Annotated in this window: 18 protein-coding genes; 13 read left to right on the top strand and 5 right to left on the bottom strand. The window is 53.9% G+C overall.

What is annotated here, in order from left to right; genetic code table 11:
* Positions 1-107: 107 nt before the first annotated feature.
* The 8 genes from MFFC18_RS11270 (at position 108) to MFFC18_RS11235 (ending at position 14859) form a co-directional block, all read left to right on the top strand.
* On the top strand, positions 108-1634 hold the full coding sequence (locus MFFC18_RS11270; protein ID WP_157665261.1) for a Mur ligase family protein: 1527 nt from the start codon (positions 108-110) through the stop codon (positions 1632-1634).
* 3 nt (positions 1635-1637) lie between these two features.
* Positions 1638-1910: an acylphosphatase gene (locus MFFC18_RS11265; protein WP_075086450.1), complete on the top strand. Its 273-nt coding sequence runs from the start codon at positions 1638-1640 to the stop codon at positions 1908-1910.
* A gap of 142 nt (positions 1911-2052) precedes the next feature.
* A complete protein-coding gene (locus MFFC18_RS11260; protein WP_075086451.1) occupies positions 2053-4371 on the top strand; it encodes a putative bifunctional diguanylate cyclase/phosphodiesterase in 2319 nt (772 codons plus the stop codon).
* Positions 4372-4682: 311 nt separating this feature from the next.
* Positions 4683-5435 (top strand): ABC transporter ATP-binding protein, encoded by a 753-nt coding sequence (locus MFFC18_RS11255; RefSeq protein WP_075086452.1) that lies wholly within the window; start codon positions 4683-4685, stop codon positions 5433-5435.
* Between the two features lie 68 nt (positions 5436-5503).
* Positions 5504-8413: a DUF7088 domain-containing protein gene (locus MFFC18_RS11250; protein WP_075086453.1), complete on the top strand. Its 2910-nt coding sequence runs from the start codon at positions 5504-5506 to the stop codon at positions 8411-8413.
* Between the two features lie 2 nt (positions 8414-8415).
* Positions 8416-10629, top strand: a complete 2214-nt coding sequence (locus tag MFFC18_RS11245) for a DUF4340 domain-containing protein (RefSeq protein WP_075086454.1) — start codon at positions 8416-8418, stop codon at positions 10627-10629.
* A 235-nt stretch (positions 10630-10864) separates the two neighbouring features.
* Positions 10865-13183 (top strand): hypothetical protein, encoded by a 2319-nt coding sequence (locus tag MFFC18_RS11240; protein WP_075086455.1) that lies wholly within the window; start codon positions 10865-10867, stop codon positions 13181-13183.
* Positions 13183-14859, top strand: a complete 1677-nt coding sequence (locus tag MFFC18_RS11235) for a hypothetical protein (RefSeq protein ID WP_075086456.1) — start codon at positions 13183-13185, stop codon at positions 14857-14859. Before MFFC18_RS11240 ends, MFFC18_RS11235 begins: the two co-directional genes overlap by 1 nt.
* Positions 14860-14863: 4 nt before the next feature.
* Here the strand turns inward: MFFC18_RS11235 and MFFC18_RS11230 are convergent, their stop codons facing one another.
* The 3 genes from MFFC18_RS11230 to MFFC18_RS11220 form a co-directional block, all read right to left on the bottom strand.
* Complete coding sequence (locus tag MFFC18_RS11230; protein WP_148618816.1) at positions 14864-15355, bottom strand: hypothetical protein; 492 nt, start codon at positions 15353-15355, stop codon at positions 14864-14866.
* 204 nt (positions 15356-15559) lie between these two features.
* Positions 15560-17131, bottom strand: a complete 1572-nt coding sequence (purH, locus tag MFFC18_RS11225; RefSeq protein WP_075086458.1) for a bifunctional phosphoribosylaminoimidazolecarboxamide formyltransferase/IMP cyclohydrolase — start codon at positions 17129-17131, stop codon at positions 15560-15562.
* Positions 17132-17247: 116 nt separating this feature from the next.
* Positions 17248-18813, bottom strand: coding sequence for an outer membrane protein assembly factor BamB family protein (locus MFFC18_RS11220; protein ID WP_148618815.1), 1566 nt, complete (start codon positions 18811-18813; stop codon positions 17248-17250).
* A gap of 289 nt (positions 18814-19102) precedes the next feature.
* Here MFFC18_RS11220 and MFFC18_RS11215 point away from each other — a divergent pair, with 289 nt between their 5' ends.
* Together MFFC18_RS11215 and MFFC18_RS11210 are read left to right on the top strand one after the other, a co-directional pair.
* Positions 19103-19945 carry an RDD family protein gene (locus MFFC18_RS11215; RefSeq protein ID WP_075086460.1) on the top strand — a complete coding sequence of 281 codons (843 nt, stop codon included), beginning with the start codon at positions 19103-19105 and terminating at the stop codon, positions 19943-19945.
* A gap of 33 nt (positions 19946-19978) precedes the next feature.
* Positions 19979-22231, top strand: coding sequence for a glycosyl hydrolase (locus MFFC18_RS11210; protein ID WP_075086461.1), 2253 nt, complete (start codon positions 19979-19981; stop codon positions 22229-22231).
* Positions 22232-22287: 56 nt separating this feature from the next.
* Here the strand turns inward: MFFC18_RS11210 and MFFC18_RS11205 are convergent, their stop codons facing one another.
* Together MFFC18_RS11205 and MFFC18_RS11200 are read right to left on the bottom strand one after the other, a co-directional pair.
* On the bottom strand, positions 22288-22887 hold the full coding sequence (locus MFFC18_RS11205) for a hypothetical protein (protein WP_075086462.1): 600 nt from the start codon (positions 22885-22887) through the stop codon (positions 22288-22290).
* Between the two features lie 50 nt (positions 22888-22937).
* Positions 22938-23687 carry a peptidylprolyl isomerase gene (locus tag MFFC18_RS11200; RefSeq protein WP_084417435.1) on the bottom strand — a complete coding sequence of 250 codons (750 nt, stop codon included), beginning with the start codon at positions 23685-23687 and terminating at the stop codon, positions 22938-22940.
* A 152-nt stretch (positions 23688-23839) separates the two neighbouring features.
* Between MFFC18_RS11200 and MFFC18_RS11195 the strand changes: the two genes are divergently transcribed.
* Genes MFFC18_RS11195 through MFFC18_RS11185 form a run of 3 tightly spaced genes read left to right on the top strand, consistent with a single transcriptional unit; the run spans position 23840 to position 26807 of the window.
* Positions 23840-24709 (top strand): PSP1 domain-containing protein, encoded by an 870-nt coding sequence (locus MFFC18_RS11195; protein ID WP_238381349.1) that lies wholly within the window; start codon positions 23840-23842, stop codon positions 24707-24709.
* 4 nt (positions 24710-24713) lie between these two features.
* Complete coding sequence (purQ, locus tag MFFC18_RS11190; protein WP_075086464.1) at positions 24714-25493, top strand: phosphoribosylformylglycinamidine synthase I; 780 nt, start codon at positions 24714-24716, stop codon at positions 25491-25493.
* Positions 25494-25499: 6 nt separating this feature from the next.
* Positions 25500-26807 carry a glycosyltransferase gene (locus MFFC18_RS11185; RefSeq protein WP_075086465.1) on the top strand — a complete coding sequence of 436 codons (1308 nt, stop codon included), beginning with the start codon at positions 25500-25502 and terminating at the stop codon, positions 26805-26807.
* The last annotated feature ends 51 nt before the right edge of the window (positions 26808-26858 follow it).

Below are 26858 nucleotides of genomic sequence, written 5' to 3'. Positions count from 1 at the left end.
GCCTTGACCGGATATCTCAGATATCGAAAATCCTTATCGTTCGGCAAGGATGCTGAACCGATCGCTTCTGGCGGTTGAACTACGGAGATCGCGGGCAAGGAGGCCTTGTGAGTACCCAAACTGCTAACTACGTCGATGGAATTCCAGTGCACGAGATTTTGCCCGGCGCAAAACTCATCGGAGCACCTTCACTCAACGTCAGCTCCTGCTGTGGTCAGTGGGATGAATGTCAGCCCGGCGATCTGTACGTCGCAATTCTCGGCGCTGAAACTGACGGACACGATTACTGTCCCCAAGCCATCGAAAACGGCGCGACCGCGGTGATCACGGAACGGTTGGTCGCCACCACATCGCCTCAGGTGTTGGTTCCGGATTCGCGACAAGCCTACGCTCAAATTTGCCACGCGTTGGCCGGTTCTCCCTGCGAGCGGATGTCCACGATCGGAGTCAGCGGCAGCGCTGGCAAGACCGTGACGACGCATCTGGTCCAATCGATTTTGAAATCTGCGGGGCGAAAGACAGGACGTTCGTCATCGCTGGGCACGGTCGTCGGCAACAGGGTTCCCACGATCCCACATCGCGAACTCAATCCGCCGCTGTTGGCCGAGCAGATGTCGCAGATGGTGATCAACGGTTGCACACATGCCGTGGTAGAAGTGTCGGCTCGTAATTTGGCAAAGCGAAAATTTGAAGGCGCAGCGCTGGACGTGGCTGTGCTGACGAACATGCGAGACGATGACCTTGACTTTCATTCAACACGTGAAAATTTCAAACGGTCTCAGTTGCGGATTCTCGATTCGCTCAAGCCTACCGGTTTGGCGGTTTTGAATCTTGATGATCCGACCAGCCACTTTCTGGTTGAAAGCTGCACCCAACCGGTGCTGACGTTCGGTATGCATCAGGATGCCAACGTCCGAGGCCAACTATTGGAGCGGCTTTCGAGCGAGCAATCGTTCCTGCTGGTTACCGGTTCCGAATCGGTCGCGATCCGAACGGCCATCATCGGCGACGAACATATCTATAACTGCCTTTGTGCGGCAACCGTTGGGTTGGCTCTGGGCATCGACCTGCAATCGATCGCTGAGGGACTGGAGAACGGATCGCAGCTTCCCGGCCGAATGGAGCGAATTGAGTGTGGGCAGGATCATGGCGTCTGGATTGACACAGCCAAGACTCCCGTTCAACTGGCGACAGCGCTGCGAACGCTAAAACAGGTTGTCAAAGGCAACGTCTGGTGCGTGTGCTCGATTGTCGACGAACAATCGCGAGAGCATCGTCGCAGAATCGGTGAAGTGCTTGATCGGGCGGCCGACAACGTCGTCGTGACGAGGGATTCGGTCGATTCGATGATCGACTATGAGCCAATGCATCAGATGTTTGATGGCTTTGAGGAGCCCAATAAAGTTCGTCTGATTCCAAACCGGTTTCGGGCAATCGAATGGGCGCTGGGACAGGCTCGACCGAACGATGCCGTGCTGATCGCGGGCTGTGGCGAAAAACCGTTCGCGTTGCTCGGTGATGAGAATTGGACGATCGCGGATCGTGACGTATGCGAAGCATGGCTTTTTGATAACGCATCGATCGACGGGCAGTTTACGTCTCCCGACATTTTTCGCATCGACGACTACCGCTGAAGCATGTCTGTCCGCTGGCACATCCTGTTTTTCGGCCGTGTGCAGGGAGTCGGATTTCGCTTCACCTGTCACACCGTCGCTGGGCATCATCAGGTTTCCGGCTGGGTGAAAAATCTGGCGGATGGAAGTGTCGAGATGATTGTCGAGGGAGAACAGGATTCCATTCGACGTTACGTGTCAGAAGTTTGCGAATCAACGCATGGTCGAGTCGACGACCGGCAGATCGTAAAAAGTGACGCGAGTGGAGAGTTCACTTCGATGCAGATTCGCCATTAGGCTCAGCCTGCAGTCCTTTGCAGCCGTCAAAATCGGAATTTCCGGGCAAGAGTACGTAATTAACGCATCGTGACGGTGACTCAGATTCGCTTTTTACCGTGTGCGTCGTACCTTTCGGGAGCTTCCCTTTGCCCGAGCTTTCATGTATCGACTTTTCGACCAACCGAAAACTGACTCGAACGCGCTCCCTGTCGACAAGTCCTTCGATGACAAGGTTCTCGGTTCGATCCTGCATGAACGCGTGCTGGCTCTTTCAACCTATCTGTGCGTCGTCGGATTGCTTTGGGGATTCGCGAGTTCCTTCATTTTTTGGAAACGCGGCATCATCGTCGCGGCAGTTCCATTCTCGGTGATGGGAACTATTCTTTTGCTCGCGTTCGTCGAACGCATGCGTTGGCTCAAACGACTGACGACGATCAACCTGTTCCTGGCGACGAACTATGTAGGTCTGTTGTTCGTTTCGGCTTGTAGCGAATATCGCGAATCAACGATCGAATTCCATTTTGCGTTGATTTGCCTGATGGCGGTCCAGCTGCTGGGAATGAAAGCCGCGTTGCGTTGGTTTTCACTTACGATCGTCGCGATTTTCATATCGCTATACTCTCCCGTCGTCGCAGACGGTCAACTGACGCTGGGCAATTCGCTCGATCACCTCGTCAGCGCGATCGCTTTTGCCGCCACCATTCTCTGGATCTGTGAACACGCAGAACGCAGCTTCGTGCGACGGACAGCCCAGCTCCAACGGTTGGCGGATCTTGATCACGAAAAGTCGCGTATGCTGAGGCTGGCGGAAGAAACAGCGTCGATCGGCCACTGGAGATTGAATCTACAAAGCGGCGAAACGGTTTTCTCCGACGAACTCAAACGAATCTGTCACTTACCTGAACTGGATCACCTCGATACACTGCTAAAGCGTTTTGATTCGCCGGGCCAGGACGAGTTGCGAGCGGCACTGAAGAAAGCTTCGGTCGCAGAATCTTCGTTTTCGCTGGAACTGTCATTCGTCCAGGACGACGGCGAGCGGCATATCACGTGTCGCGGTTTTTCCGAGCTGGGACCGAACGGAAACGTCGAAGCCGTGTTCGGCGTGATCCGGGACGAAACGCGACTCTGGGAGACGACGCAGCGACTGTCCAGAAAAGCTGAAGAGCTCAATCAGCTTGCGATCATAGATCCACTGACCGGATTGTCGAATCGACTTTGGTTCCGCAACCAGCTGGAAACCATGATCGAAAACGCGATGCACCAACAGGAACAGCTCGCTCTGATCGTCCTCGACATGGACGGCTTCAAAGAAATCAATGATACGCTTGGTCACGCGATCGGCGATTTGGTCCTGATCGAAACCGCGAAACGAATCAGCAGCTTGGTCACCGAAAAAGACGTCGTGTCGCGACTTGGTGGCGACGAATTCACGGTGATCGTTCGCAGCGCAGAATCGATCGATCACGTTGCGACGCTCAGCCAGAAAATCGTTGACTTGATCCGCGAGCCAATGCACTTTGAAAATACGAAGATGCAAGTCGGTGCGAGCATCGGGATCAGCGCCTGTCCCGACGACTCGCGTTCAGCGGATGAGCTTTTCACTTTCGCCGACACCGCGATGTATGACGCCAAGTTCAGTTCCAAAGACGTCTCGGTTTACCATCCATCGATGACCGAAGAATTAATCCATCGAAAGAAAGTCGAAAGCCAACTATCTGAAGCCGCTGATCGCGACGAATTTTCTCTCGTTTTCCAGCCGCAGTACCAAATTCAAAACCGCAAAGTGATCGGCTTCGAAGCGTTGATTCGCTGGAACCACAACGGAAAAGTTGTTTCTCCCGCAGACTTCATTCCTGTTCTTGAAAGTTCAGGGCGGATCATTGAAACCGGCCAGTGGATTCTGGATCAGGCGTTCCAGCAGATGAAGGAATGGCAGGACGCCGGATTCGATACTCGGGTTGCCGTCAATATTTCACCAGTCCAGTTCCGCGACCCTGACTTTTATGATCGCGTTGTCGACACCCTGAATCGACATGGCGTTTGCCCGGAGAACGTTGATCTGGAAATCACCGAAGGAGCCATCATCTCTGACGTGACACACACGGCGGCGACGCTGAAGAAACTCAAGTCCGTCGGTTGCATGATCAGCATCGATGACTTCGGGACGGGATACTCGTCATTGGCGTATCTGAAAAACTTCCCAATTGATCAACTCAAAATCGACCAGGCTTTCGTCAAAGACATTCCACATCATGACGATGGCACGATTGCCAGCAGTATCGTTGTCCTTGGTTTGAGTTTGGGAATGGAGGTCCTGGCCGAAGGCGTGGAAACCAAAGAGCAGCTTGAGTTTCTCCACATGCACGACTGTGAGTTCTTCCAGGGCTTCCTCGGAAGCCGTCCGCTGCCTGCCAAAGAGTGCATGGAGTTGCTGTTGCGACAGCAGCAATCTGACACGCCACTTGAGTTCGCCTAGCCTTTCTCCTTGCCACGCTGGCAGCAATTTGATGCGACCTGGCTTTAAAATTTCGGGCAGCGTCCGAAATAAGCCATCTGCCTGGATTCGAGGTAGTGGCCGCAACTTGCTGATCTGCTCGCGGCTTCATTGCTCAAACAGCAACGCTCAACGCGAAACGCGACCGATCCATCCGGTCAAGGTGCCGCCGCCAGGTTCTTTCGTGCCGTTGAGCCGTCGTCTAATTTCCGCAGCCCTGTTGAAACGTGGCCGCCTGTTTGGATACATTATGGGCTTGTATTTAAAAGTGACTCCTTTTTTAAGACCCAATCATGTCAACCCATTCAACGACGCCAGCTGAATCGGAAGCCTTGATCCAGGCTGACTCACTTTGCAAGTTCTATGGTCCATTTGCAGCCGTCAACGATGTCTCCTTCTCCGTTCCTCGCCAGCAGGTTTGTGCTTTTCTGGGTCCGAACGGAGCAGGAAAATCGACGACGATGAAAATGCTGACGGGCTATCTGTCGCCGACAAAAGGCTCGGTGCACATTGCTGGTAAAAGCATGCAGACCGAACGCATCGAGGCTTCCAAGCACATCGGTTATCTGCCAGAAAATGGACCGCTGTACGATGAAATGACTCCCAAGGGTGCGCTCAAGTATCTGGGTCGGGCGCGAGGGCTTGGTCGTGCCGACCGGAAGAACCGAATGGAGTTCGTGGCGGAAAAGTGCAATCTGGAAGAAGTCTGGAACAAGCCGATCAGCAAATTGTCTCGTGGATTTCGTCAGCGAGTCGGGATGGCTCAGGCGTTGCTGCATGATCCCGATGTGTTGATTCTGGACGAACCCACCAGTGGACTTGATCCCAATCAACTGGTTGGAATCAGAAAGCTGATCCTTGAACTTGGTCAATCCAAAACGGTTTTGCTTTCGACTCACGTGTTGCAGGAAGTGGAAACTTTATGCAGCCGGGTCATCCTGATCGATCAGGGCCGAATTGTTTTCGACGGTCCGATTGATGATATGAGCCAGCGTGAAACGATGTCGAATCGTTTTCACGAACTGACCAACTTCCAGACGGCGTAGCGACAGTTTTCTTCGACAAGTTTTTTTTGATTCTGAATCATTCTTCCTCTCACGGAGCACCTCCGAGCATGTTTCGATGGCATGTTGTATCCGCAGTTTTCTGGCGCAACCTGAAGCAGTACTTCACGGGCGTGCTGGGATATTTGTTTATCGTTGCCTTTGTAACGGTCTGTGCGTTGTTGGCGTTTCGTCCGCAGTTTTTTGCTGACAATCTTGCTAACCTCGACCAGCTGAGCAATTTCTATCCTGAACTTTTGCTGCTGTTCATTCCGGCAATCACGATGCCGTTGTGGGCAGATGAAAAGCGGCAGGGAACCGATGCGATTTTGTTCACGCTACCGGCGTCAGACTTCGACGTGATGTTGGGAAAGTACCTTGCCGCCGTCGCGGTTTATACCGTCGCGCTGCTGTTTTCGACGACTCAGTTGATGGCGTTGGGAGCACTCGGCGATCCGGATTGGGGCATCATTGGCACGACCTATTTTGGATACTGGCTCAGCGGAGCGGCTCTGATTTCGGTCGGCATGTTTGCTTCTTCACTAACCGGCAGCACAACGGTTGCTTTTATTTTGGGCGCTGCATTTTGCGCCGTTCCGGTCCTGTGCAGCCAACTGGGCGACAGCCTTGGCTTGAACCGCTACAGCATCGGTTGGCACTTGCAGGATTTTTCGATCGGACAGATTTCGCTCGTATCGATCGTGTATTACGTCGGCCTCTCAATCGTGATGTTGTATCTGAACATGGTCGTGATCAGTCGGCGTCACTGGAATCGTGGCACGGCGGGCAACGTTGGATGGCAGTTTGTCATTCGAGCGATCGCACTTGCCGTGGCCGTGTTCTCGATTTTCCACATCGTTGATACGTCTCCGTGGACCTCGCGGGCGCAACTGGACCTGACGCAGGAGAAGCTGTTTACGCTTAATCCGGCAACGCTTGACACGCTGAAACAGGTGAAGGATTCGGACCGCGAGATCACCATTCAGGCATACGTGAGCGAAGACATTCCGCAAAAGTACACCAATGTAAAAAAGAGCTTGTTGGGGATGTTGCGTCAGTACGACAGCTTCGGTGGCAGCAACGTGAAAGTCGAAGTGCACAACGTGACTCCGAAGAGCAAACTGGAGATCGAAGCTCAGAAACTGGGCCTCGAAGGCCGCGAAGATCGTTCGGAAGAAGACGGCATCACGGTTCAGCGCGACGTTTACTTGGGTGCTCGCGTTTCCAGTCCGGCGGGCGAAACGACGTTGCCGTTTCTGGATTCGAACAAATCGATTGAGTACGAACTGAGCCACGCGATCTATACGACGATCGACAAAGGAAACAAGCTGACGCTGGGCATCCTCGACACCGACGCTCATTTTGGCGGGCCAATGTTTCAAGGCCGTCGCGTTCCCTGGTCGTACAACGAAACGATGGAAGTGCTCAAGCAGCAGTTCAAGGTCAAGTTTGTCAGCGGCAACGAACTCGATTCGTTTTTGCCTTCCGAGGACGAGCCAGCCGATGCTTCTTCGGAAACTGAAGCCGACGCAGACGACGCCAATCCGGGCGAGCTTGACGAATCGAAACCGGAAAAGAAAGTCCGGGAAGCACCTGACGTTTTGCTGGTCGCGGACCCGGCGAGTCTGGACGCGCCTTCGATGGCAGCGTTGGTCAAGTATCTCGAAGCCGGAAACCCGGCGGTTATCCTGGCGGATCCGTTGCCTTTCTTCTGGGCGTTTCAAAACCCGACAAACCTTGGCATTCTCAACGCGCCTCGTATGACTCGCGTGCCAGGCGATTCGCCTTACGCAGAGATCTTGACGAGCTCGACCCTTCCCAAGGCTGACGGTGGCACGGCATCGACGCTATTCTCTGCCCTTGGCGTGCAATGGGAAAACGGGACTTCGGTTTGGAACATGGAAGACCCGCATCCCGGCTTCACCGCGATGTGGCCGGCTTACCTCGGTCAAAAATGGCCGACATACTATGGTGAGTACGACAAGGCGTTGATGTTCATTAAAGGGCGCGACGGAGACGACGCTTTCAATCCGGACGATCCTGTGTCGGCGGGTCTGCAGGAATTGCTGATGTTCTATCCTGGCTATGTGATGGAGGCTTCCGGTTCAAAGTATTCGTTCACTTCATTGGCGACGGCTGGCGTTGCCTCCGGCCGCACCGAGTGGGACGAACTGACGATGACGCCAAAACAAAAAGTGCAGATGCTGAACCCTCGGACTGGCGAGCTTACGGTTCGGGAAGAACCCGCGCGAAGCCAGATCACGAACGACCTGTTGATGGTGCTCAACCCGACGCCTCGCACGATGATTGACGCGCAGGACTACTGCGTTGCGGCTCGTGTGAGTTCGAAAGAAGATTCGGACAATGGCCTGGACGTGATCATTATTACGGATCTGGACTTCGTTTCGGATCTGGCTTGGCAGCAGGAGGACGCACTGAACGAGCAGGTTGACCAGAAGCTCGATAACCTCGGCTTCCTCTTGAATTCGATCGAAGTCCTCGGCGGTGCGGATGAATTTGTCGAACTTCGCAATCGTCGACAGCGTCCTCGAACGTTGGTCCAACTTGAATCGATCTTCAAGGAGTTCCGCGAGCAGCGTTTGGAGAAACAGCAGGAGATCGAAAAAGAAGTCCAGGATGAACTCGATGCGGCCCAGGAGAAACTGAATCTGGCGACCAAAGAAATCCAGGGCAACGAGTCGTTAGGCTTCCTGGAAAAACTTCAGAAAACGAGCCAGCGTGCGACCGATGTTCAGCGGCAGTTTGACGTCAAGCAAAACAGGCTGACTCGAAATCTGAAGCAGGATGTGACCAGGCTTGAGGCGGAAGAAAAGCAGCTGATCGAAGGCCGCAAGTTTCGTATCCGTGCGTTGACAGCGTTGGTGGCACCGCTGCCCGCGTTGATGCTGGGCGTGATGGTTTTGTGGTTCCGCGTCGCAAACGAACAGAAGAATATTAACCCGAATCGAAGAGTCAAATAACGATGCAAGAATCTACAAAAACAGTCTGTTTTGTGGTGACCGCTGCCGTTTTGGGGCTGGCGGCATTGGGGAACGCCTGGATCAATCAGCCAGGATCGGCGGAGTCCGTTGAGAATCTGGGGCAGCCGTTCTATCCAGATTTCACGTCCACTGAATCGGCTCGTTCGCTGGAAGTTTCGGCGATCGATCCGGAAACCGGTGCGCTTAAACGGTTTGGCGTCGAGAGCGATGGAGACCTGTGGCGAATTCCGACACACTACGACTATCCGGCGGAAGCCGCGGCACGGATTGCACAAACTTCGGCTTCGGTCCTTGGACTGGATCGGCAGGCGCGGGTCGGCAGCAGCGAAAGCGACTTCGAAAAATTCGGTGTGGTCGATCCATTGGCTGACGAAATCGAAGATCCGGAAACGGCGGGCAAGCGAATCACGCTGGACGATGAGAACGGCGATCCACTGGTCGACTTTATCATCGGGAAAGAAATTGAAGAGACTGTACCGACGCGAGACGGCAATGAGTTTGCCCTCGAACAGCAGTCCAAAGAATTTTACATTCGCCGGGCGGACGAAACGCAGACCTTTCGCGTTTCCCTGGATCTCGATTTGTCGACTCGATTTTCAGACTGGATCGATCCGGATTTGCTGCGAATTAGCCGTCCCGATGTGACTGAAGTTTCGATCAACAATTATCAAATTGAAGAACGCGGTGCCGGTCCGTTCGGTATGAAAGAACTGTTTAAAGATCAGGGCGACCAAGTCACGCTGAAGCGACCAAGTCCCGCGGACAAGTGGGCGTTGGAAGGGATGAGCGATACCGAGGAGGAGCTTCAAACTGATCGCGTCAACGAAATTCTTGGCGTTTTGGATGAGATGAGGATCGTCGGCGTGCGGCCCAAATTTAAATTCGAGGGCAAGCAACTTTTGACTCCCGAGTTGACGGTTGCGGACATCCCCGAACTTAAAGCCGACCGTGAAAAAGCGACCAATGCGTATCGTCAGTTGCAGGACGACTTGATGGACAAAGGTTTTAACTTCGGTGGCACGCAAGAACAGTTGAAACTCGTTTCCGAAAATGGCGAACTTGAATTCGGTACGTCAAAAGGGCTGCGTTATCGTTTGCACATCGGTGGCGAAGTTGCTGGCGATGACGAGGCGATTGAAATTGGCTCGACGAAAGCCAGGAGCTCGGATGAAGAATCCGATTCGACAGAAGACGCAGCATCAGACGATGCCGAAGAATCCAATCGCTTTGTCTACGTTCGTGTAACATTCGACGAAGCACTGCTTGGCGACCGACCGGAAGAGCCAAAGCTTCCTGAGGAACCTGCGAAGCCCGAGGGTTATGAGCCTGCGACTGTTGACCAACCCGATGGCGACTCCGATGTGGACTCCGATTCGACAGAAGAGTCCGAGGCTCAAGATTCCGAGGCTGAAGACTCAGAGTCGGATTCCGAATCGACCAATGATCGCGATCCGGCTTTCGTGGCCTATGAAGAAGCGATGAAAGCATATGAGACCGCGAAAGAGGAACACGAAACGAATTTGACTCGCTTCAAGCAGGATACAGAGTCGTTTGAAATGAAGATCGAAGAGGGCAAGGAACTGGAGGACGAACTGAACCAGCGATTCGGAAGTTGGTACTACGTAATTTCGGCTGAGAACTTGAACACAATTCAATCCACCCGTGCAGATCTGGTGAAACCGGCAGAGCCGAAGCCTGACATGGGCGTTCCGGCGACACCGCCACCATCAGGAATTTCTTTCCCCGAAATGCCCGCGGGCGTGAACACCTTCGAAGATCCGACGATGCAGAAACCTGACACGAGTTCCGATTCGGAAACCGATCCTGCACCGGTTGAAGCCGAAGAGAAACCTTCGGTGGATGATTCTGCAACGGAGAAGCCTGCAGATGCCAAATCGGAGAAAGCAGAAATTCCCGAAGCTGATAAAACTTCGCAGAAGAAGCCTGACCCACCGGCCGAAGTCGAAGCCGAAGTCGAATCGCCATCCGGGACCGAAGGTGAGAGTCCAACGACTGAAGACACGACTCCTAAACCCGAAGGCGACGCGTCCAAAACCGAAGGTGACGCGCCCAAACCCGAAGGTGACGCGCCCAAGACCGAAGGTGACGCGCCCAAGACCGAAGGTGACGAATCCCAGGCACTGTTGGTACATGTGAGCGGCGAGGCTTTAGCCGCCGTTCCGTTGCGCTTTTAACGGCGGCTCGTGCGTTGCCGCTTATGCTTAGCCGCGTTGAGCCAATAGCGGCTGGCCATCCCTGAACCCAAGGGGCAGAACTTTCAGAGCGACCGAAGAAAACGAATCGTGATCGGATGCGAACGGTGACGAGCAAGGGTAAACTGTAGCTTTCCAGACAATAATCGTAGCCCACCGCACTCCCCTGCCCTCGCCTCGCAAAACACTCAAAACTGCCTCGCCGCCGATCGCGCGGATGCTGGGAAAGCTACGGCGTCGGATTCGCCTGATCGTTTTGGTCGAAGGCATCCTTGCCATCATCGTCGTCATATTGATTTGCTTCTGGCTGACGTTCGCGATGGATTACGTTCCGGTCAAATTCGGCTTTCCAGAATTGTCTTCATTGGCCAGAGCATCGCTGCTGGCGATCGTCATCACATTGGCGGTCGTGCAACTGTATCGATACATCGGCCGACGATTTTTCGTCTCGATGAAGAACCACAGTCTTGCGTTGTTGATCGAGAAGAAACACCCGCAGTTCGAAGAATCGCTCGTCACGACGGTTAACCACCACGAGGCTGCGAATCGAGCAGACGTCCCAATCGACGCAACGATGCTGGAGATGACGCAGGCGAAAGCCGAATCGCTGGTCGAGCAAGTCGATCCCGGAGAAATTGTGGGCTTTCGGTTTTTGCGTACCACTGCAATTCTGGCCGGCCTGTTGGTCGCGTCGGTGATCGGCTTGGGAGTTCTCAACTTCGACAACCTTCGTTTGGCCGTACAGCGAATCTACATGCTCGAAGACCAGCCGTGGCCGCGGCGAGTCTATTTGGAGCTGTCGGGACTAAAGATCAAGACGGAGAATCCGGTTCCGGGGATCGATGAGCTTGGACAAACTCTATCGCCGGTCAACAGATCATTTCGAATCCCGCGAGGTTCGTCGTTGATGCTGACCGTTCGGGCCGAGGACAGCAATTCGCTAATTCCGTGGCGGCGTCTGCCGTCGAGCTGCCTGATGTACTTTCGCACTGCCGATGGAGAGAGCGGAACGCAAGCGCTGAATCGGATCGGAAACCCACGGGACGGTTGGCAAACCTGGTCGCTGAATGGTTCGCCGTTAGAAAGTGTTTTGTCCGACATTGAGTTCACGATCCGTGGCGACGACTTTCGCGATGGCCCCTATCGAATTGAAATTGTGGACCAGGCGATTGTCACCGAAACCAGCCTGGATTGCGTCTATCCGGAATACCTTTCCAGCAACGACTCGCTTTCGTGGACGCCACGGACGGTTCGCTGGACAGGTCGCGCTTCTTTGCCTGTTGGCACTTCGTTCAGCGTCAATGGCGTCGCAACCAAACCGCTCAAGAAAGTCTACGTTTGGAACGCGACGACTTCTACGATGCAGCAAGGCGATGTCGATGGAACAGACTTTCGATTCAACGTGCCGCCAATTGGCGAACCGGTGAACCTGCAGTTTTACTTTGTCGACTCGGACAATCTGGTTTCTGACAGTCCGCACAGCGTGTCGGTCGAACCGATCTCTGATGAAGCTCCCGACGTCGTGGCGCGACTGGTCGGAATTGGCACTGCGATTACTCCCGACGCCATGTTGTCTTTCGAAGGCCAAATTGTGGACGACTATCGTGTTCAGGAAACGTGGGTTGAACTGGCGACCGCTGAGCGAAAACTTCCGCCGGCTGTCATGCCGACTGGCGAAGGTGGGAAGCTGGAATCATCGATCGACATGGCTGAACTGGTTCGTGCAGGGCTGAGCCTGACGGTTGACGACGGATCGGAGTTGGACATCATCATCAAAGCGAAAGATTTCTACTCACTCAACGGACAGTCGCCGAACGTCGGCGTAGGAGATCGCTATTCGCTGGAAATTGTCTCGGCAAATCATTTGTTGCGAATGCTGGAGCGGATCGAAGTTTCGCAGCGGCGGCGACTGGAACAGGTTTTCGAGGAAGTCACCGATATCCGTGGCTATCTTTCGCGAACGCGGAAACAGGCTGATTTCGAAGATCCAGATGACAGCGAACCGGGTGATCGTGAACCCGGCGATGGCAACGTCGCGTCTCGGAAACAGGCGATGCGAATTGTGTTTTCCCAGCGGTCAAAATTGCAGTCGATAAAGTCGGCTCAGGAGATTCGCGGTATTGCCGAAGCGTTCGACAATCTTCGCTTGCAACTGATTAACAACCGAGTCGATGCTGAGGATCGCAAAGAGCGCCTTGCTGGCAAAATCATTGCTCCGCTGAGAGCCATTCCGACGGGAGCACTCTCAGTTTTGTCGGACACGATCGACGAGTTGGAAACCGTGCTAAAGCAGATTGATCAGGGGATCAGCGACGAGCAATCCGAATCCGACGCCAGCGATTTGGTCGATCGCGGGCTGCTGGAAACCGATGCGGTGCTCAAGGAAATCGACGCGGTGCTGGCTGAACTGGTAAAGTACGAATCGCAAAACGAGCTGTTGGAAATCGTGCGACGGATGATCACAGAACAGGAAGCCTTGATGAAGCGTACTCGGGAGAAACGTCAGAAAGATGCCTTTGAGGGACTGCTGGACTGATGACACATCCTGCCCGCAAATTCTTTGTCACGATCTTTGTCACGTTTGCCGTAGCGTATCTAGCGAGCATTGCTTCCGCTGCATGGCAGGACAAAGATACACCGGCTGAAGATGCTCCGGCGGTCGCCAAGGCAAAAAAAGACGAATCGATCGAGGACCAGCAGCAACGGATTCTCGGCAGCTACGCAGAGTTGGAACAGAAGTTTCTGGCGTTACGCGATTTTGAGATCGACAACAATCCGGCTCGAGCCAAGCTGTTGCGGCGAGCCTATGAGCTTTCACAGGAACAGGGTACGACCGAGGGGATGAAGCGTATTCTGGCGATGCTGAGCACGGGTGACCTTAGGGATGCAGAAGTCAGTCAGAAGAAAGTGCTGGATGACTTGAAGGGTTTGCTGACGCTGTTGCAGAGCGAAGATCGCGGCAAGCGGATTCAGGATGAGTTAAAACGAAATCAGGAGTATTTGAAAGAAGTCGAACGATTGCTGCGGATCCAGAAGTCTTTACGTGGCGAGACAGAAGGCAAAGGCGACACGCCTCGCATTTCGAAGTCTCAGAAACAGGCTGCTGAGCGTGCGAAAAAACTCGACGAAAAGATTCGTGAAAACGAAGAACGCTCAGCGGATGAATCGGATTCCCCTGAGAGCGATTCGAGTGACAGCGAGGGAGCGAAAGGTAAGCGGCCAAACGACGGCGGCAAAGGGAATGAGGATGCTGACCGGAAGGGAAAGGGGAAGGAGCAGGGCAATGCGAAGGGTCAGCCTCAGCCTCAGGAGGGAAATCCGTCCGACGCTGGATCATCCGAAAACGATGCGGAACAGAAATCGGCGGAACAGGAAATGAATCCGGTTCGTCGACGCGTTGCGGCAGCGGAAAAGCGGATGCGGGCGGCCAAGAAGAAACTGGATCAGGCGAAACGCGATGAATCGATCAAGGACATGAACGAAGCGATTCGTGAACTTGAGGCAGCCAAGAAAGAACTCGAAGAGATTCTCCGACAGCTTCGTGAAGAGGAGGTCGAGCGTTCACTTTCGATGCTCGAAGGTCGTTTCCGAAAAATGATGGAGCGTGAGATCAAGGTCCGGGATCAAACGAAATCGCTCAACGCGGTCGTGCCGGAACAGCGACTGGCTGATTTTGAAATCAAAGCTGGCAAGCTCTCTGCTGAACAACGCTCGATCGCCACCGAAGCGTCGCGAGCGTTGTTATTGCTGCGAGAAGACGGATCGTCGATTGCGTTTCCACAGACCGTGGAGGAGATGAAACTGGACATGGAACAGGTCGCATCGCGATTGTCTGCATCGAAAGTTGGCGAAATGACGATCGAAATTGAGAACGACGTCATCGAGACTTTGGGGAACCTGATCGAAGCCCTGGCTCAGGCTCAAAAAGAGAACGAAGCCAAACGAAAGAATCAGGGGAAAGGGCAACCAGGCAGCGGACAGCCGGGAGATTCTTCGCTGGTCGGCAAAATCGCCGAAATCAAGATGCTGCGTGCGCTTCAGGATCGAATTTACCGGCGGCATACCCGATACGCGAAGATGCTCGATGATCCCAACGATCCGATCGGCCCAACGGACAACCCAGATATTCGATCGGCACTGCGGCGCTTGACCGCGAAGCAAAAACAGCTCACCGAGATCACGAAAGAGATCGTGGAGAGCATGTCTGAATAGCTGTCTATTCTTCCACGACCGTGACGGGTTCGGACTTCACTTTTTTCACGTAATCGGTGGAGTCCATTTTCATGAATCCGGCCATCAACACGATCACCAGCACGACAGAGGTCAAAATATTGAGCCAGAAAATTTCCCGTTCGCGGAATCGTTTTGCTCGTTCGCTGCGACCGACCAGAGTTGCCGAAAGCCAGAACGCGAAGAAACCCAGCAGGATTTTGGCGCCTAGAAACCCGTTGTAGATTGGCGAAAGTTCGAAGCCGATTGCTTTCAGGTAGGCGTTGTAAAATCCACTGACTAACAGGAAAAGCGCTGCACCGGCAACCCACTTCATCCACCGCTTGCGAACGGCTTGTTGAACTTCTTCGCTTGCCGAAGTTTCCAACATCGCAGGGACCAGAGCGAATCTCATGAAAAGAGTTCCGCCGGTGAGCACGATGGCTGCGATAATGTGTGCCCAACGAGAAAGCTGTGCAAAGATTTCGGTAAGTTCCATAGCGTGCAATTCGAAAAATGGCTTGGGCTGTTTGGAATCAAGTCTCTCGTGACTGGCAATCCACGTCAACCGGTTGGAACGTCGCATGCCGCGATGACGCATGCGGCACAGTTAAACGCATTTCACAATTGAAACGACCGTGCCAAATATGGAATCGCAACCGCGGACGTGAGAATTGCCGCCGTGCCTCAGCTGACGGACGATTTAGTGTCGGAAGTGACGTTTGCCGGCGAACACCATTGGAATTCCGTGCTCGTTACAGGCATCGATGACTTCCTGATCTCGCATGCTTCCGCCCGGTTGAATAATTGCCGAAACACCAGCCTCAGCAGCCAACGGGATCGAATCTGCGAATGGGAAGAAAGCATCCGATGCAAGCACCGAACCCTGAGCACGTTCTTCTCCGGCTTTTCGAATCGCGATCCTCACCGAATCGACGCGGCTCATTTGGCCAGCGCCGACGCCGACCAGAGCACAGTCTTTTGACAGCGTAATCGCATTGGATTTCACGTAGCGAACCATCGACCAGCCAAACGCAAGCTCTTCCATCAGCGATTCGTCCGGCTCAACATCGGTAACGACTTTCCACGTTTCCGGATCATCGATCAACACATCCGCATCTTGCACCAGCACGCCGCCAACCAGCTGACGCATCTCCCAGCTGCCACGTTGAGGATCCAGTTCACCGACTTTCAACAGTCGCACGTTCTTTTTCCATTTTGGTTTGGTTACCAGAATTTCCAGTGCATCGTCGTCAAAGCCAGGGGCCACGATTGCTTCGACGAACAAATCGCCTTCCGCAAGATAGCTGGCCGTATCTCCGTCAACGATTTGATTCATTCCAACGACGCTGCCAAACGCACTGACTGGATCGCCGGCGAAACCTTTCTGGCAAGCTTCTTTCAAAGAATCGCCGATTGCGGCACCGCAAGGATTGTTGTGCTTGATCACACTGCAAGCCGCTTTGTCAAAACCGCGGACGATGTTCAGCGCCGCATCGAGATCCAGCAGATTGTTATACGAAAGTGCTTTGCCATGAATCTGTCGCGAGTTGACCAAGGAAGCTTCGCGATTGTTTTCGCTGCTGTACAACGCCGCGGACTGATGACTATTCTCGCCGTATCGAAGCACCGATTGGCGGTTCAGCACGACCGTCATCGTGGCAGGAAACGTCTCGCCTTCGGTCTGGCCAGAGAAGTAATCCGCGATCGTCAAATCGTAATTGGCCGTATGCTGAAAGGCCTGAGCCATCAATCGCCGACGCAGCCCAACCGAAGTCGTGCCCGAAGTGTTGATCTCGTCCAGAACTTCTGCGTACTGGTAAGGGTTCGACACGACTGTGACGTAATCGCTGTTCTTGGCAGCGGCACGAATGAGGCTTGGTCCGCCGATGTCGATCTGTTCAATGGCTTCGTGAACCAAAACATTCGGGTTGGCAATTGTTGCTGCGAACGGATAGAGATTCACGACAACCATATCGAATGGAACGATATCGTGATCCGACATCGACTCCATATCGTCGGCACGATTTCGACGCGCCAGAATTCCGGCAAAGATTTTTGGATGCAACGTCTTCACGCGGCCATCCATCATCTCCGGAAACTTGGTGTATTCCGAGACATCAAGAACTTTAACGCCAGCCTGTTCGAGATGGCGTCGCGTCCCGCCTGTGCTGTAGATTTCGACGCCTTTTTCAACCAAGCCAGTGGCGAAATCGACGATGCCAAGTTTATTACTGACGCTGATGAGAGCGCGTTTGACCTCGGGGGAATCCATATCTTGATCGCTTGGCCGGGTGAAGTTGGGAAAGCGATGATTGTTCCCAATGCCTGCCACGCGTCAAGGGACTTATGCCACGATTTCAGACGCCATGCCATGCTTCCGGCCAGCGATTAGCCGTCCCCGAAAGGATTGCTCTCGTCCGATTCATCGCTTGAATCATCATCTCCAAACGGATTCGAATCATCTCCGAACGGGTTGTCGTCATCCATGTCTTCGGCATCATCACCGAATGGATTTTCTTCGCCCATCGCCGATTCGTCCTCACGAGGCTTCGTCTTGTCTTCCTGCATGGCCAGAGCCAAATCCGTTTCCAGGAATCGAGGACGCAGACTGCCAATTTCATGCACGCATTGAATGAAACCGCCGCTGGTTGCAAAGAACATGCGGTCCGTGATTCCGTTGGGCATCACCAACTCAACGCTCGCACCTTCAACCGATTTCGTGAGGGCTCGCGTTTTGCGATCGATTCCGATCAAGCGGCCGCGAATATTGATGCAGTACAGCGTATCGACACCAAAGCCGGCGATCTGTTTGACGCCTCTGATTGGGACCTGCCAGCCTTCAGGGTAAGTTCCCAAATCCGCGTTGATCTTATAAAGCTCATTTGCTCGCGACACAACATAGACTTCGTTACCAAACGGGACAGGAGATCCGAGAACTCCCTGACCCGTCGAAACGTCCCAATCGAGCTGGCCAGTCGTTTCATTGACTCCGTAGACGAATCCGTCCAGCGATCCAACAAACAGCCGTCCGCCAGAAGCCGCAGCTTGCGAAACAATCGGAGCACTCGTCTTCAATCGATACTCAACGGTACGACGTGAACCTAGCGGTGCCACGTTCATGTGACCTTTCTCGGTCGTCCAAACAACGTGTTTTTCGGTAATCAGCGGACGAGCACGAGACCCACCTTCTGCGACAAGGTTGAAACTTTCGACTCCGAAGCCTTTGATTGGAAACGTCTGAAGCCGACCGCTGACGAGCGGAACGTAGACGTTCTCTTCCGAACAGACTGGCGAAGCATCGATCCCGTTCTTGCATTGACCGCTGAAGAGAATTCGGCCTGTATCGAAATCCAGGCAGTAGACCGTTGAGCCGTTTGCGACGGCGACGTGCGTTTTGCTGGCCCCCAAGCCAATGCTGGGCAGCCGGAAATCTCCGACCTGCTGAATCCAACGAGTCGCTCCGGTATCCGCGTCGAGACAGATCACCTGTCCGCTGGCTCCCAGAGCAAACAATGTGGAACGTGGCAACGAATAGTCCGAGATTTCAACTTTGACGTCTTCTTTGCCATCATTGCGAAGCGCGAACTCAATGATTTCTTTGCGATCTTCCGCGGCCTGCTTCGCACCCTCAATTCCGTACGGAACGCCGAACGCACTTATATCAGTTTCGGCGATGACTTCTTTACGAGAGCCATAGGAAATGACGTAGTAAGTCGTGGCCTGATTTTCGTCGACGACCAGTTGCCAATCGACAAGTTTGGCTTTGGAAGAAATTTCCACCTGGGTAGACCAGGCAACTTTAAGTCCTGCGCGAGCCGCGTTGGCGTCAGACAGGAAGCCTTCCTGAGCCTCGACAGACTCAGTTTGTACGAATACGACTGCGATCAAGGCAGCAAATGCAAAGAAGTTTCGTAGGTGCGTCATCGATGTTGAAAGTCCGCTCGGCAAGTGCATCGAATTTCTTTCTGTGGTCCAACGGGTTGGCAAGAGCTTGGAATCACCCAATTCTAATAGGCAAATCGGACATTTCCTGCAAAAATACGCGACTTTCCTCGCCAATCGGAGGAATCGATTCGATTCACCGTTGAACGCGTCATTGTGCTGACCGGCCTGTTGCTCTGGCCCGCAAAAGCGTCAAAATCGTTGAGCGAAGGAGCCCGCCGGCCAGTCACATCGCGATTCGCAGGACGCGACCTCGATCGCCGAGTAGAATTAAAATTAAAACGCCACACGAGAGATCGAAATGTCGCTGATCGTCGCCTGTCCCAACTGCCAAACTCGTTACAACTTGCCAGAGAAGTTTCAAGGCAAGAAGATCAAATGTAAGTCCTGCGGCAAACCGTTTTCGGCCACCTTCAGAGCCGCGAGTGGCGCTGCTGCGACTCCGTCACAGGCTGCTCAGAGAGCCGCGTCGGTAGATCCGCAAGAGCTGAACAAAATGGGGATCGGTGCGATCAAGCGACAGGCAGACCCGTTCGCTGCGCCGGCTTACAACGGCCCCGATCCGCTACGAAATCATGTTGTGCAGGATCCGGGATTCGGCATGCCCGGCCAAATGCGTGGTCAGGAAAATGAAAACGCTGAAGAATCGGACCTCGACCCGGACTACGCTTCTGTCGTTTCCAATCCGTACATTCAAACGTTGCCCAAGGGGCCTGCCGCGGGATCGAAACCCAAAGGTCAATCCGGAAAGCGACTGCGAAACGCGAGCTTGGGAAAACGATTCGGAACCAACTTTATCGACGGTTTGTTCATGCAGCTGCTGGGCGTTCCAATTGGAATGGGATGCGGATTTGTGTTACCACCAGAAATCGCGCCCTTGATCGCGTTGCTTCTTTCGATGGTTTTCTTCTTGGGCTATTACATCTTGCTGGAAGCAACTTGCGGACGCACGATCGGCAAGATGCTGTTTGGCACAAAAGTCGTCAGCGAAGACGGAAGCCGGGCCACATTCTTACAGGTTGTGGGGCGAACTTTCTGTCGCATGATTCCTTTCGAGCCATTCTCCTTTTTCTTTGGCGACACAGGCTCCGGTCCTTCGGGATGGCATGATTCGCTTCCAGGTACGCGTGTTATCGAAGGCTAGGCCCATCTTCCCGCTACCGTTTTAGGCTTCAAGATGGATTCCAAACTTTCGTTCCTGCGGTTCAGAACCAAGGTTCTGTTCGCGCTAACAGTCGTGGCGCTAACATTCAGCGGCACCTCAATACTTCCCACCACGACGCTGGCTCAGACCACGCTGGGCCCCGGAAGCTTCACGACCGTGCGACCGGAAGCGTGCAAACCGCTGCAGCAGCAGATCTTCAAAGACGAATCGCTCGACGGCCCAACACCGACGAATCAGTGGTGGAGCTCGCTGGTCTGGGAACGGTTTTCACACAATCTGTTTGCCCATCCGATGGGAATGGTTGCGTGCGAAGACGGCCTTTCGATCAGCTATCCCGGAGCTGCGATCGTCGCGGCCGAAAGCGCGATCATGGGCGAAGGCGTTTCACCCAACGGCGATATCGTGATCGGAATCGCTGGGGCAACATTTGATGACGCTCGATTGCAGAAGGCATCTGGCTGGTTCATCACGACGCGTTTTTCGTCGCCAAACGCGGATCTGAAAACAAGCTTTGGGCACGGCAGCCCTTTCGTTTACGGCTCCGGCGTTTCAGGAAAGGTTCGGCTGAAGTTTGCGGTCAAACCTGAGGTCTGGCACGGCGGAGAGGAATCAGCCACCGTCGGCGTCACCGTTCGTGGGAATCATTACGGCCTGTTTGGACCGCGCGGCAGTCATTGGTCGATCGAGAATGATTCCACAATGGTTCTGGATTCGACGAAAGACTATTTTTCGATCGCGCTGTTGCCCGATCGGGACACCAAGACGCTGGAGCAGTTTCGCAGCTGTGCTCACAACCACGTCACCGAATCGAGTTTTGACTTTCGGTTCGAGGACGGCTATCTGGTCACCGAATTGAGCCTGAGAACGGATCCGAAGGAGCCTGCGAAATCTGACGACACGCTGACGGCGCTCTACCCGCATCAGTGGAAGTATTCGAGTGACGAGCTGACAGGTCAGAGTTACAAGTCCGTTCGAGGAGAGATGAAACTGCGGGCGGGAACTTCGTTCAGCACGCGAGTTCCGATTCAGGGAACGCTGCCGTTGCTTCCACCGCAGGGAATTCCTGACCGAAAACGAATGCTGGATTATCTCGACGCGGAATTGGCCAAACCGACGCTCGAGTTCAAGGACACGTATTGGGAAGGCAAACATCTCGGCAAACTGGCGTCGCTAAGCGGCATTTGTGAATCGCTCGGCGAATCGGAACGGCAAGAGAAGCTCATCGCCGAACTCAAACGTCGACTTGAAAATTGGTTCGTCGCCTCTGAAGGTGAAACGGCTACGCTGTTTTACTACGACGAAAACTGGGGCACCTTGATCGGCAGCCGCCCTTCTTACGGAAGCGACGTTGAACTCAACGATCACCATTTCCACTATGGATACTTTATTCGAGCCGCGGCAGAAATCGCACGCGTCGATCAGGCTTGGGGCAGAAAATGGGCGCCGATGGTCAAGCTGTTGATCGAAGACATCGCTGCTCCGTCCGCGACCGAACGGTTTCCCCAGCTACGTGGCTTTGACTTGTACGCCGGGCATTCGTGGGCGTCCGGACACGCTCGATTTGGCGACGGGAACAACCAGGAGTCATCGTCTGAATCGCTCAACGCATGGTACGGAATGATGCTGTGGGGAGAAGCCATGGGTGACGACAGAACGCGTGACCTCGGCGCGTTTCTGTTCAACACCGAACGCACAGCGGTTGAAGAATACTGGCTGGACGTGTCCGGCAGCAACTTTCCCAAAGCGTTTCCGCACACGGCGATCGGCATGGTGTGGGGCGGAAAGGGTGCGTTTGCGACGTGGTTTTCCGGTGACGTGGACAAGATTCACGGAATCAACTGGCTGCCGTTCACACCGGCATCGGTCTACCTCGGTCGATTCCCGGACTACGTAAAACAGAACTATGATTCGGTCGCGAGAGATCGAAAAAACGGTTCGGATCTAAACAAGGGCTGGGGCGATCTGCTGGTGATGTTCGGAGCTCTCTACGACCCGGAACCGGCGGCTATGTTCATCAACGCGAATCCGGATTGCCACCTCGAAGGAGGGAACTCTCATGCGTTTATGTACCATTGGATCCACACGTTGAATGAGATCGGCACTAATGACGCTTCGGTCACTGCGGACTATCTTTTTGCCAATGTGTTTGTCCGTAACGGCAGAAGAACTTACGTAATCTACAACTTTCACGACCGACCGCTGGAGGTCACGTTTTCAGACGGCACGAAGCTTACTTCGAGTCGCTGCGGCATGGTCGTCAAATAGAAAAAGCCGCAGGGACAAACCCGACGGCAGTTGAATGTAAGCAAGTTTCGGCAGGCTTATTCGCGGATCGCGCCAGCTTGACGAATCGGGCCGACGCAAACCAAATTCAGCTCGCCGCGTTGCACTTTCCCAGCCTGAATTCCGGCTTTATCGTAAGCCAAACTGAATCCGGCGACTTTGCCAGATTTGCCTTCGCCAACATAGCAAACCGTGTTGGCGGCTTTCAGAGAACCAGAGTTGCCGCGAATGAAGAAGTCTCCGGTCGTCATCACGAAATCCGGATCACCTTTGTCGAGTCCGAGAGCCAGATTGACGTCAGCGACGTAGATACCGCCGACGTTTCCAGTTCTTGAGTTGAGCAACCAGCACTGAAGTCCGCCGGTCAGGTGGTCAAGAATGAACAGACCGTCAACGTCTGCCGTGATGGTGCCAGTCGCCATCGAAATCGTCTTGCCGCCCGAAGCAGAATCCGCTGACAATCGAAGCGGCAATGTCTTTTGCATCTCCGCGTATTGAGCCTGCAGATCGGATTGCGTTGATTGGCTGATCGCGTTTTGTTGGCTGGACTGGCCAAGCCAGAACCCACAACCCATCGCGACGATAACGCCAGCGATCGTAACGGCCAACCAAGAGTTTGAAATTCGATTCTGATTCATTTTCTGCTCCGTAGAGTGCATATGCCTGCCCAATTCTTCCTCAGCCCATTCTATCCAGTGGGCTGGATCAATTCTACGCTTCGAATCAAATCAATTCTGGGGAATCGCTTCAGGACATAATCATTGCCTTCACGTTTTAGCTTGCCCTGAACATCTTCGGAGCTCGGGTTTTCGCCGTATTCGGTGTTGATTGCCCGTACAACGTCCATCCCTTCGATCACTTTCGCGAACGGCGTGAATCCCTGAATATCGAGCGGAGCATTTTGGCCAAGGTTGACGAACATCTGCACGGATCGTGAATTCGGTTGGCCAGTTTTGGCAAAACAGAGCGTGCCTGGCAGATTCGAAACCCCAACCGGCGTATCGTCTTTGAAGCGAGCTTCTGCCCAGTCCTTGTTCACGGCCGGATTGCCGTGGATGCCAAACTGAAACATAAAGTTCGGCACCGCGCGGAAGATGGCGATGTCATTGAAATAGCCGACTTTGACCATGTTGTGAAACCGGTCCACGCCGCGAGGCGACCACTCGCGATTGACTTCCGCGACGAAGTCTCCTTTGGTGGTCTTGAAGCGAACCAAGAAACGATCAGGAGCTTGAGGATCGACCGCTGGCGGCGGCGGAACATTGGAAACCTGCGGTGTTGCATCAGCAGCAAATGGAGTCAGCTTTTTCAGATCGACGCGAGATCGCGAGAACGGCGAACCGCTTTCTTTCGCGCACCCGGAGGTCAACGTGGCGGCGGCACAAATTGTGAGCAGGCAGATTGCGCAGACTGCGCCCGTTGTAGCTAGATTTTTCATTCGATTCGTTCCCGGAATTCCCGTTCGATCGGTACTATGGCCCGCGAATACTAGCGAAACGCGATCTCGGCACGAATAGCAATCGCCCGGTGATTCAAAGTGGCAAACATTCGGCTAAAATGAAATCGCACACTCTCTCTGAAAGCCCTACTTTGCCCAGCTATATCGTCAGATACGGATCGATGCGGAACCTTGGCGTGATGCAGGCCGGCAGCACGGACTCGTATCGCCGCGGCCAGGAAGTAATCGTCAAAACCGATCGCGGTACGGAATCTGGCCAGGTTCTCTGCGAAGCCTCCGACGACGCGTTGTCGCATCTCGACGATCCTCCGTCTGGAAGAATTCTCCGCGAGTTCGGCGACCAGGACGCGGACGATTTGGCAGCCAACGAAGCCGGTCGTGCAAAGCTGATGAAAGACGTCGAGAAACAGATCGAAAAGCTTGGCTTGGTGATGCAACTGGTCGACGTCGAGCAAATCCTTGGTCGGCAACGCGTTGTGATTTATTACCTTGCCGAAGCACGAGTCGATTTTCGCGAACTGGTCAAATTGCTGGCTGCGATGCTGAGCACGCGAATCGAGATGCGACAGATCGGCGTCCGGGACGAGGCCAAACTGCTGGCGGACTATGGGGACTGTGGCAAGCCCGTTTGCTGCAACACGCATTTGGTCAAGATGCCCCCTGTTTCAATGAAGATGGCCAAGTTACAAAAGGCGACTCTGGATCCGACGAAAATTTCCGGCCGCTGCGGGCGACTGAAATGCTGTTTGCGATACGAGTTCGAAACCTACGACGAGATTCAAAAGTCGATGCCGAACGTTGGATGGCGGATCGTGACGCGACAGGGAAAAGCAAAAGTCATTGCTCAGCAAATCCTTGCGGAACAGCTGTTGATCGAAACCGAAGACCATCGCCGCATGCTGATCGATGCCAGCGAGGTGCTGTCGGTGCTGGAAAAAACGTCGCCTGCGAAGCCAAAGAAGAAGAAAAAGAAGAAGCCGAAACCGAAACCCAAAAACTGAACTCATGGCTACAGCAACGTCTACTGTCAAAGCACTGATTCTTCGCGCTCCAGGCACGAACTGCGACCAGGAAACCGGGTTCGCATTCGAAACCGCCGGCGGTCATTGCGACTACGTTCACATTAACGAACTGGTTGAACGGCCCGCGATGATGAATGACTATCAAATCCTGTGCTTGCCTGGAGGATTCAGCTATGGCGACGACATCGCCGCGGGAAGAATCCTTGCGTCGCAAATGGAGTCACGTCTGTTCGATGCGATTTCCAGCTTTCGCGATGCGGGAAAATTGATCCTCGGAATTTGCAACGGTTTTCAAATCCTGATCAAGTCCGGATTTCTGTTACCCAAAGACGAACAGGGCTTGCCGGCGACTTTGACCTGGAACGACAGCGGCCGTTTCATTGATCGCTGGGTGGAACTGAAAGCCAACTCGAACCGATGCGTTTTTCTTCGTGACGTCGAACAGATCTATCTGCCAATCGCTCATGCCGAAGGGAAATTTGTCGCCCGCGACCAGGCTGTGATCGACTCGCTGCAGGCCAACGACCAGATCGCGCTCAGCTACATCCAGGGATCTCAATCGGAATCGATTGCTGCGAACCCAAACGGTTCGACGTTGGACCTTGCCGGATTGTGCGATGACACCGGAAGGATCTTTGGCTTGATGCCGCACCCGGAACGGCACATCGATCCGACTCATCATCCACGTTGGACACGTGAAGGGCTTGCCGAATCAGGTGATGGACTTGCCATCTTCGAAAATGCCATCCGCTATTTTGCATAGATATCAATGAGCCGCACCAAAATCCTGATGGCGACTGACGTCCCGTTCTGGCGTTGCGAAACGGGAGCTCAGCAGCGGATGTTGCATCTGGTGCTGGGGATCTCGAACGATTCATTCGGCGACAAAGCCTGCCAGGTACAGACTTTCTTCATCGGCGTTGCGTCAACCGAAGACGAAGCTGTGGCGAGCAATTTGGGGCTGGACGTCCAGTTTCACTCTTCCGATCGGGCTCCGGACGGAGTTCGCAAACGGATCAAATGGCACATGGATGGCACGATTCATCTGGTGCGTCAAACGTTTCGAGGCCGGGAAAACGTGGCCAAAGTCGACCAACCGATGGAACTGCACGACTTCCGTTGGCCGTGGGCGATCAGTGCATTTTCCGAATGCGTCGATTCCTTTGGACCTGACGCGATCGTTTGCCAGTACGTGACGATGAGCTATTTGCTGGACGCGTTAACCGAGGATCAGCGAGCGGACATTCGGTGCGTCGTCGACACACACGACGTGCTCTCATCACGTCAGGAACAGTTCGAGCAATTTGGTTTCACTCACTGGATCAACATTAGCCCGGAAGAAGAATCGAAAGAGCTTCGTCGCTTTGATGCAGCTCTGGCCATCATCGATCACGAGCGGCCGACCTTCCAGATGATGGCTCCGGATGCGGACGTGATGACGGTCGGCCACTCGCTCGACACGATCACCAGCACACATGCTCCTGTCTCGCGTCCGCCAAACGATGCCCTGCTGTCGATCGGTTACTTTGGTTCGTCAAACCATTCCAATGGACACGCGTTGATCAAGTTCGTTCGCAAAGTATGGCAACCACTAAGAGATCAGAACGCGGATATCCAGTTGGTAATTGCCGGGAGCATTTGTGATTGGCTGATGTTCCATGAAGAATCAAGATTCTCGGGCGAGGAGTCCATGTCGTTGTGGATTGAACTTTCCACGGACCCTCGCGTGAAACTGTTGGGGAAGATCGATAGTCCGATTGAGTTCTACAACCAGATCGACGTCGCACTCAATCCAGTCGAATTCGGGACGGGGTTGAAAATCAAGACGTGCGAAGCGTTTGCCTATGGCGTCCCATCGATCGTAACTTCCTGTGGTGAACACGCGATCCCTCCAGCAGTTGGCGACGCCGTGTTCACATGCCGGTCGATCAACGAAATGGTCCCGGCAATTTTTGCCATGTCACTTGACCGCGAGAAGGTTCAAATCATGCGGGAGTCGGCTCGTGAGGTGGCGGAATCCGTTTTCTGCGACGAAGTGGCCTATGGTGAACTTGTAGATTGGTTCCAGCGAGAATAGAGTCGGTGTAGATTGGTGGGACTGACCAGGAACACCGGAACATTCACTCAT

This window comes from Mariniblastus fucicola, assembly GCF_008087665.1.
Lineage (GTDB): Bacteria > Planctomycetota > Planctomycetia > Pirellulales > Pirellulaceae > Mariniblastus > Mariniblastus fucicola.
This window is presented reverse-complemented; position numbering and strand designations above follow the sequence as displayed.

Excerpts from the sequence above, each read along its gene's own strand:
- MFFC18_RS11265 (WP_075086450.1), top strand. The coding sequence starts at position 1,638 with ATGTCTGTCCGCTGGCACATCCTGTTTTTCGGCCGTGTGCAGGGAGTC.
- MFFC18_RS11260 (WP_075086451.1), top strand. The coding sequence starts at position 2,053 with ATGTATCGACTTTTCGACCAACCGAAAACTGACTCGAACGCGCTCCCT.
- MFFC18_RS11255 (WP_075086452.1), top strand. The coding sequence starts at position 4,683 with ATGTCAACCCATTCAACGACGCCAGCTGAATCGGAAGCCTTGATCCAG.
- MFFC18_RS11250 (WP_075086453.1), top strand. The coding sequence starts at position 5,504 with ATGTTTCGATGGCATGTTGTATCCGCAGTTTTCTGGCGCAACCTGAAG.
- MFFC18_RS11245 (WP_075086454.1), top strand. The coding sequence starts at position 8,416 with ATGCAAGAATCTACAAAAACAGTCTGTTTTGTGGTGACCGCTGCCGTT.
- MFFC18_RS11240 (WP_075086455.1), top strand. The coding sequence starts at position 10,865 with ATGCTGGGAAAGCTACGGCGTCGGATTCGCCTGATCGTTTTGGTCGAA.
- MFFC18_RS11235 (WP_075086456.1), top strand. The coding sequence starts at position 13,183 with ATGACACATCCTGCCCGCAAATTCTTTGTCACGATCTTTGTCACGTTT.
- MFFC18_RS11230 (WP_148618816.1), bottom strand. The coding sequence starts at position 15,355 with ATGGAACTTACCGAAATCTTTGCACAGCTTTCTCGTTGGGCACACATT.
- purH (WP_075086458.1), bottom strand. The coding sequence starts at position 17,131 with ATGGATTCCCCCGAGGTCAAACGCGCTCTCATCAGCGTCAGTAATAAA.
- MFFC18_RS11220 (WP_148618815.1), bottom strand. The coding sequence starts at position 18,813 with ATGCACTTGCCGAGCGGACTTTCAACATCGATGACGCACCTACGAAAC.
- MFFC18_RS11215 (WP_075086460.1), top strand. The coding sequence starts at position 19,103 with ATGTCGCTGATCGTCGCCTGTCCCAACTGCCAAACTCGTTACAACTTG.
- MFFC18_RS11210 (WP_075086461.1), top strand. The coding sequence starts at position 19,979 with ATGGATTCCAAACTTTCGTTCCTGCGGTTCAGAACCAAGGTTCTGTTC.
- MFFC18_RS11205 (WP_075086462.1), bottom strand. The coding sequence starts at position 22,887 with ATGAATCAGAATCGAATTTCAAACTCTTGGTTGGCCGTTACGATCGCT.
- MFFC18_RS11200 (WP_084417435.1), bottom strand. The coding sequence starts at position 23,687 with ATGAAAAATCTAGCTACAACGGGCGCAGTCTGCGCAATCTGCCTGCTC.
- purQ (WP_075086464.1), top strand. The coding sequence starts at position 24,714 with ATGGCTACAGCAACGTCTACTGTCAAAGCACTGATTCTTCGCGCTCCA.
- MFFC18_RS11185 (WP_075086465.1), top strand. The coding sequence starts at position 25,500 with ATGAGCCGCACCAAAATCCTGATGGCGACTGACGTCCCGTTCTGGCGT.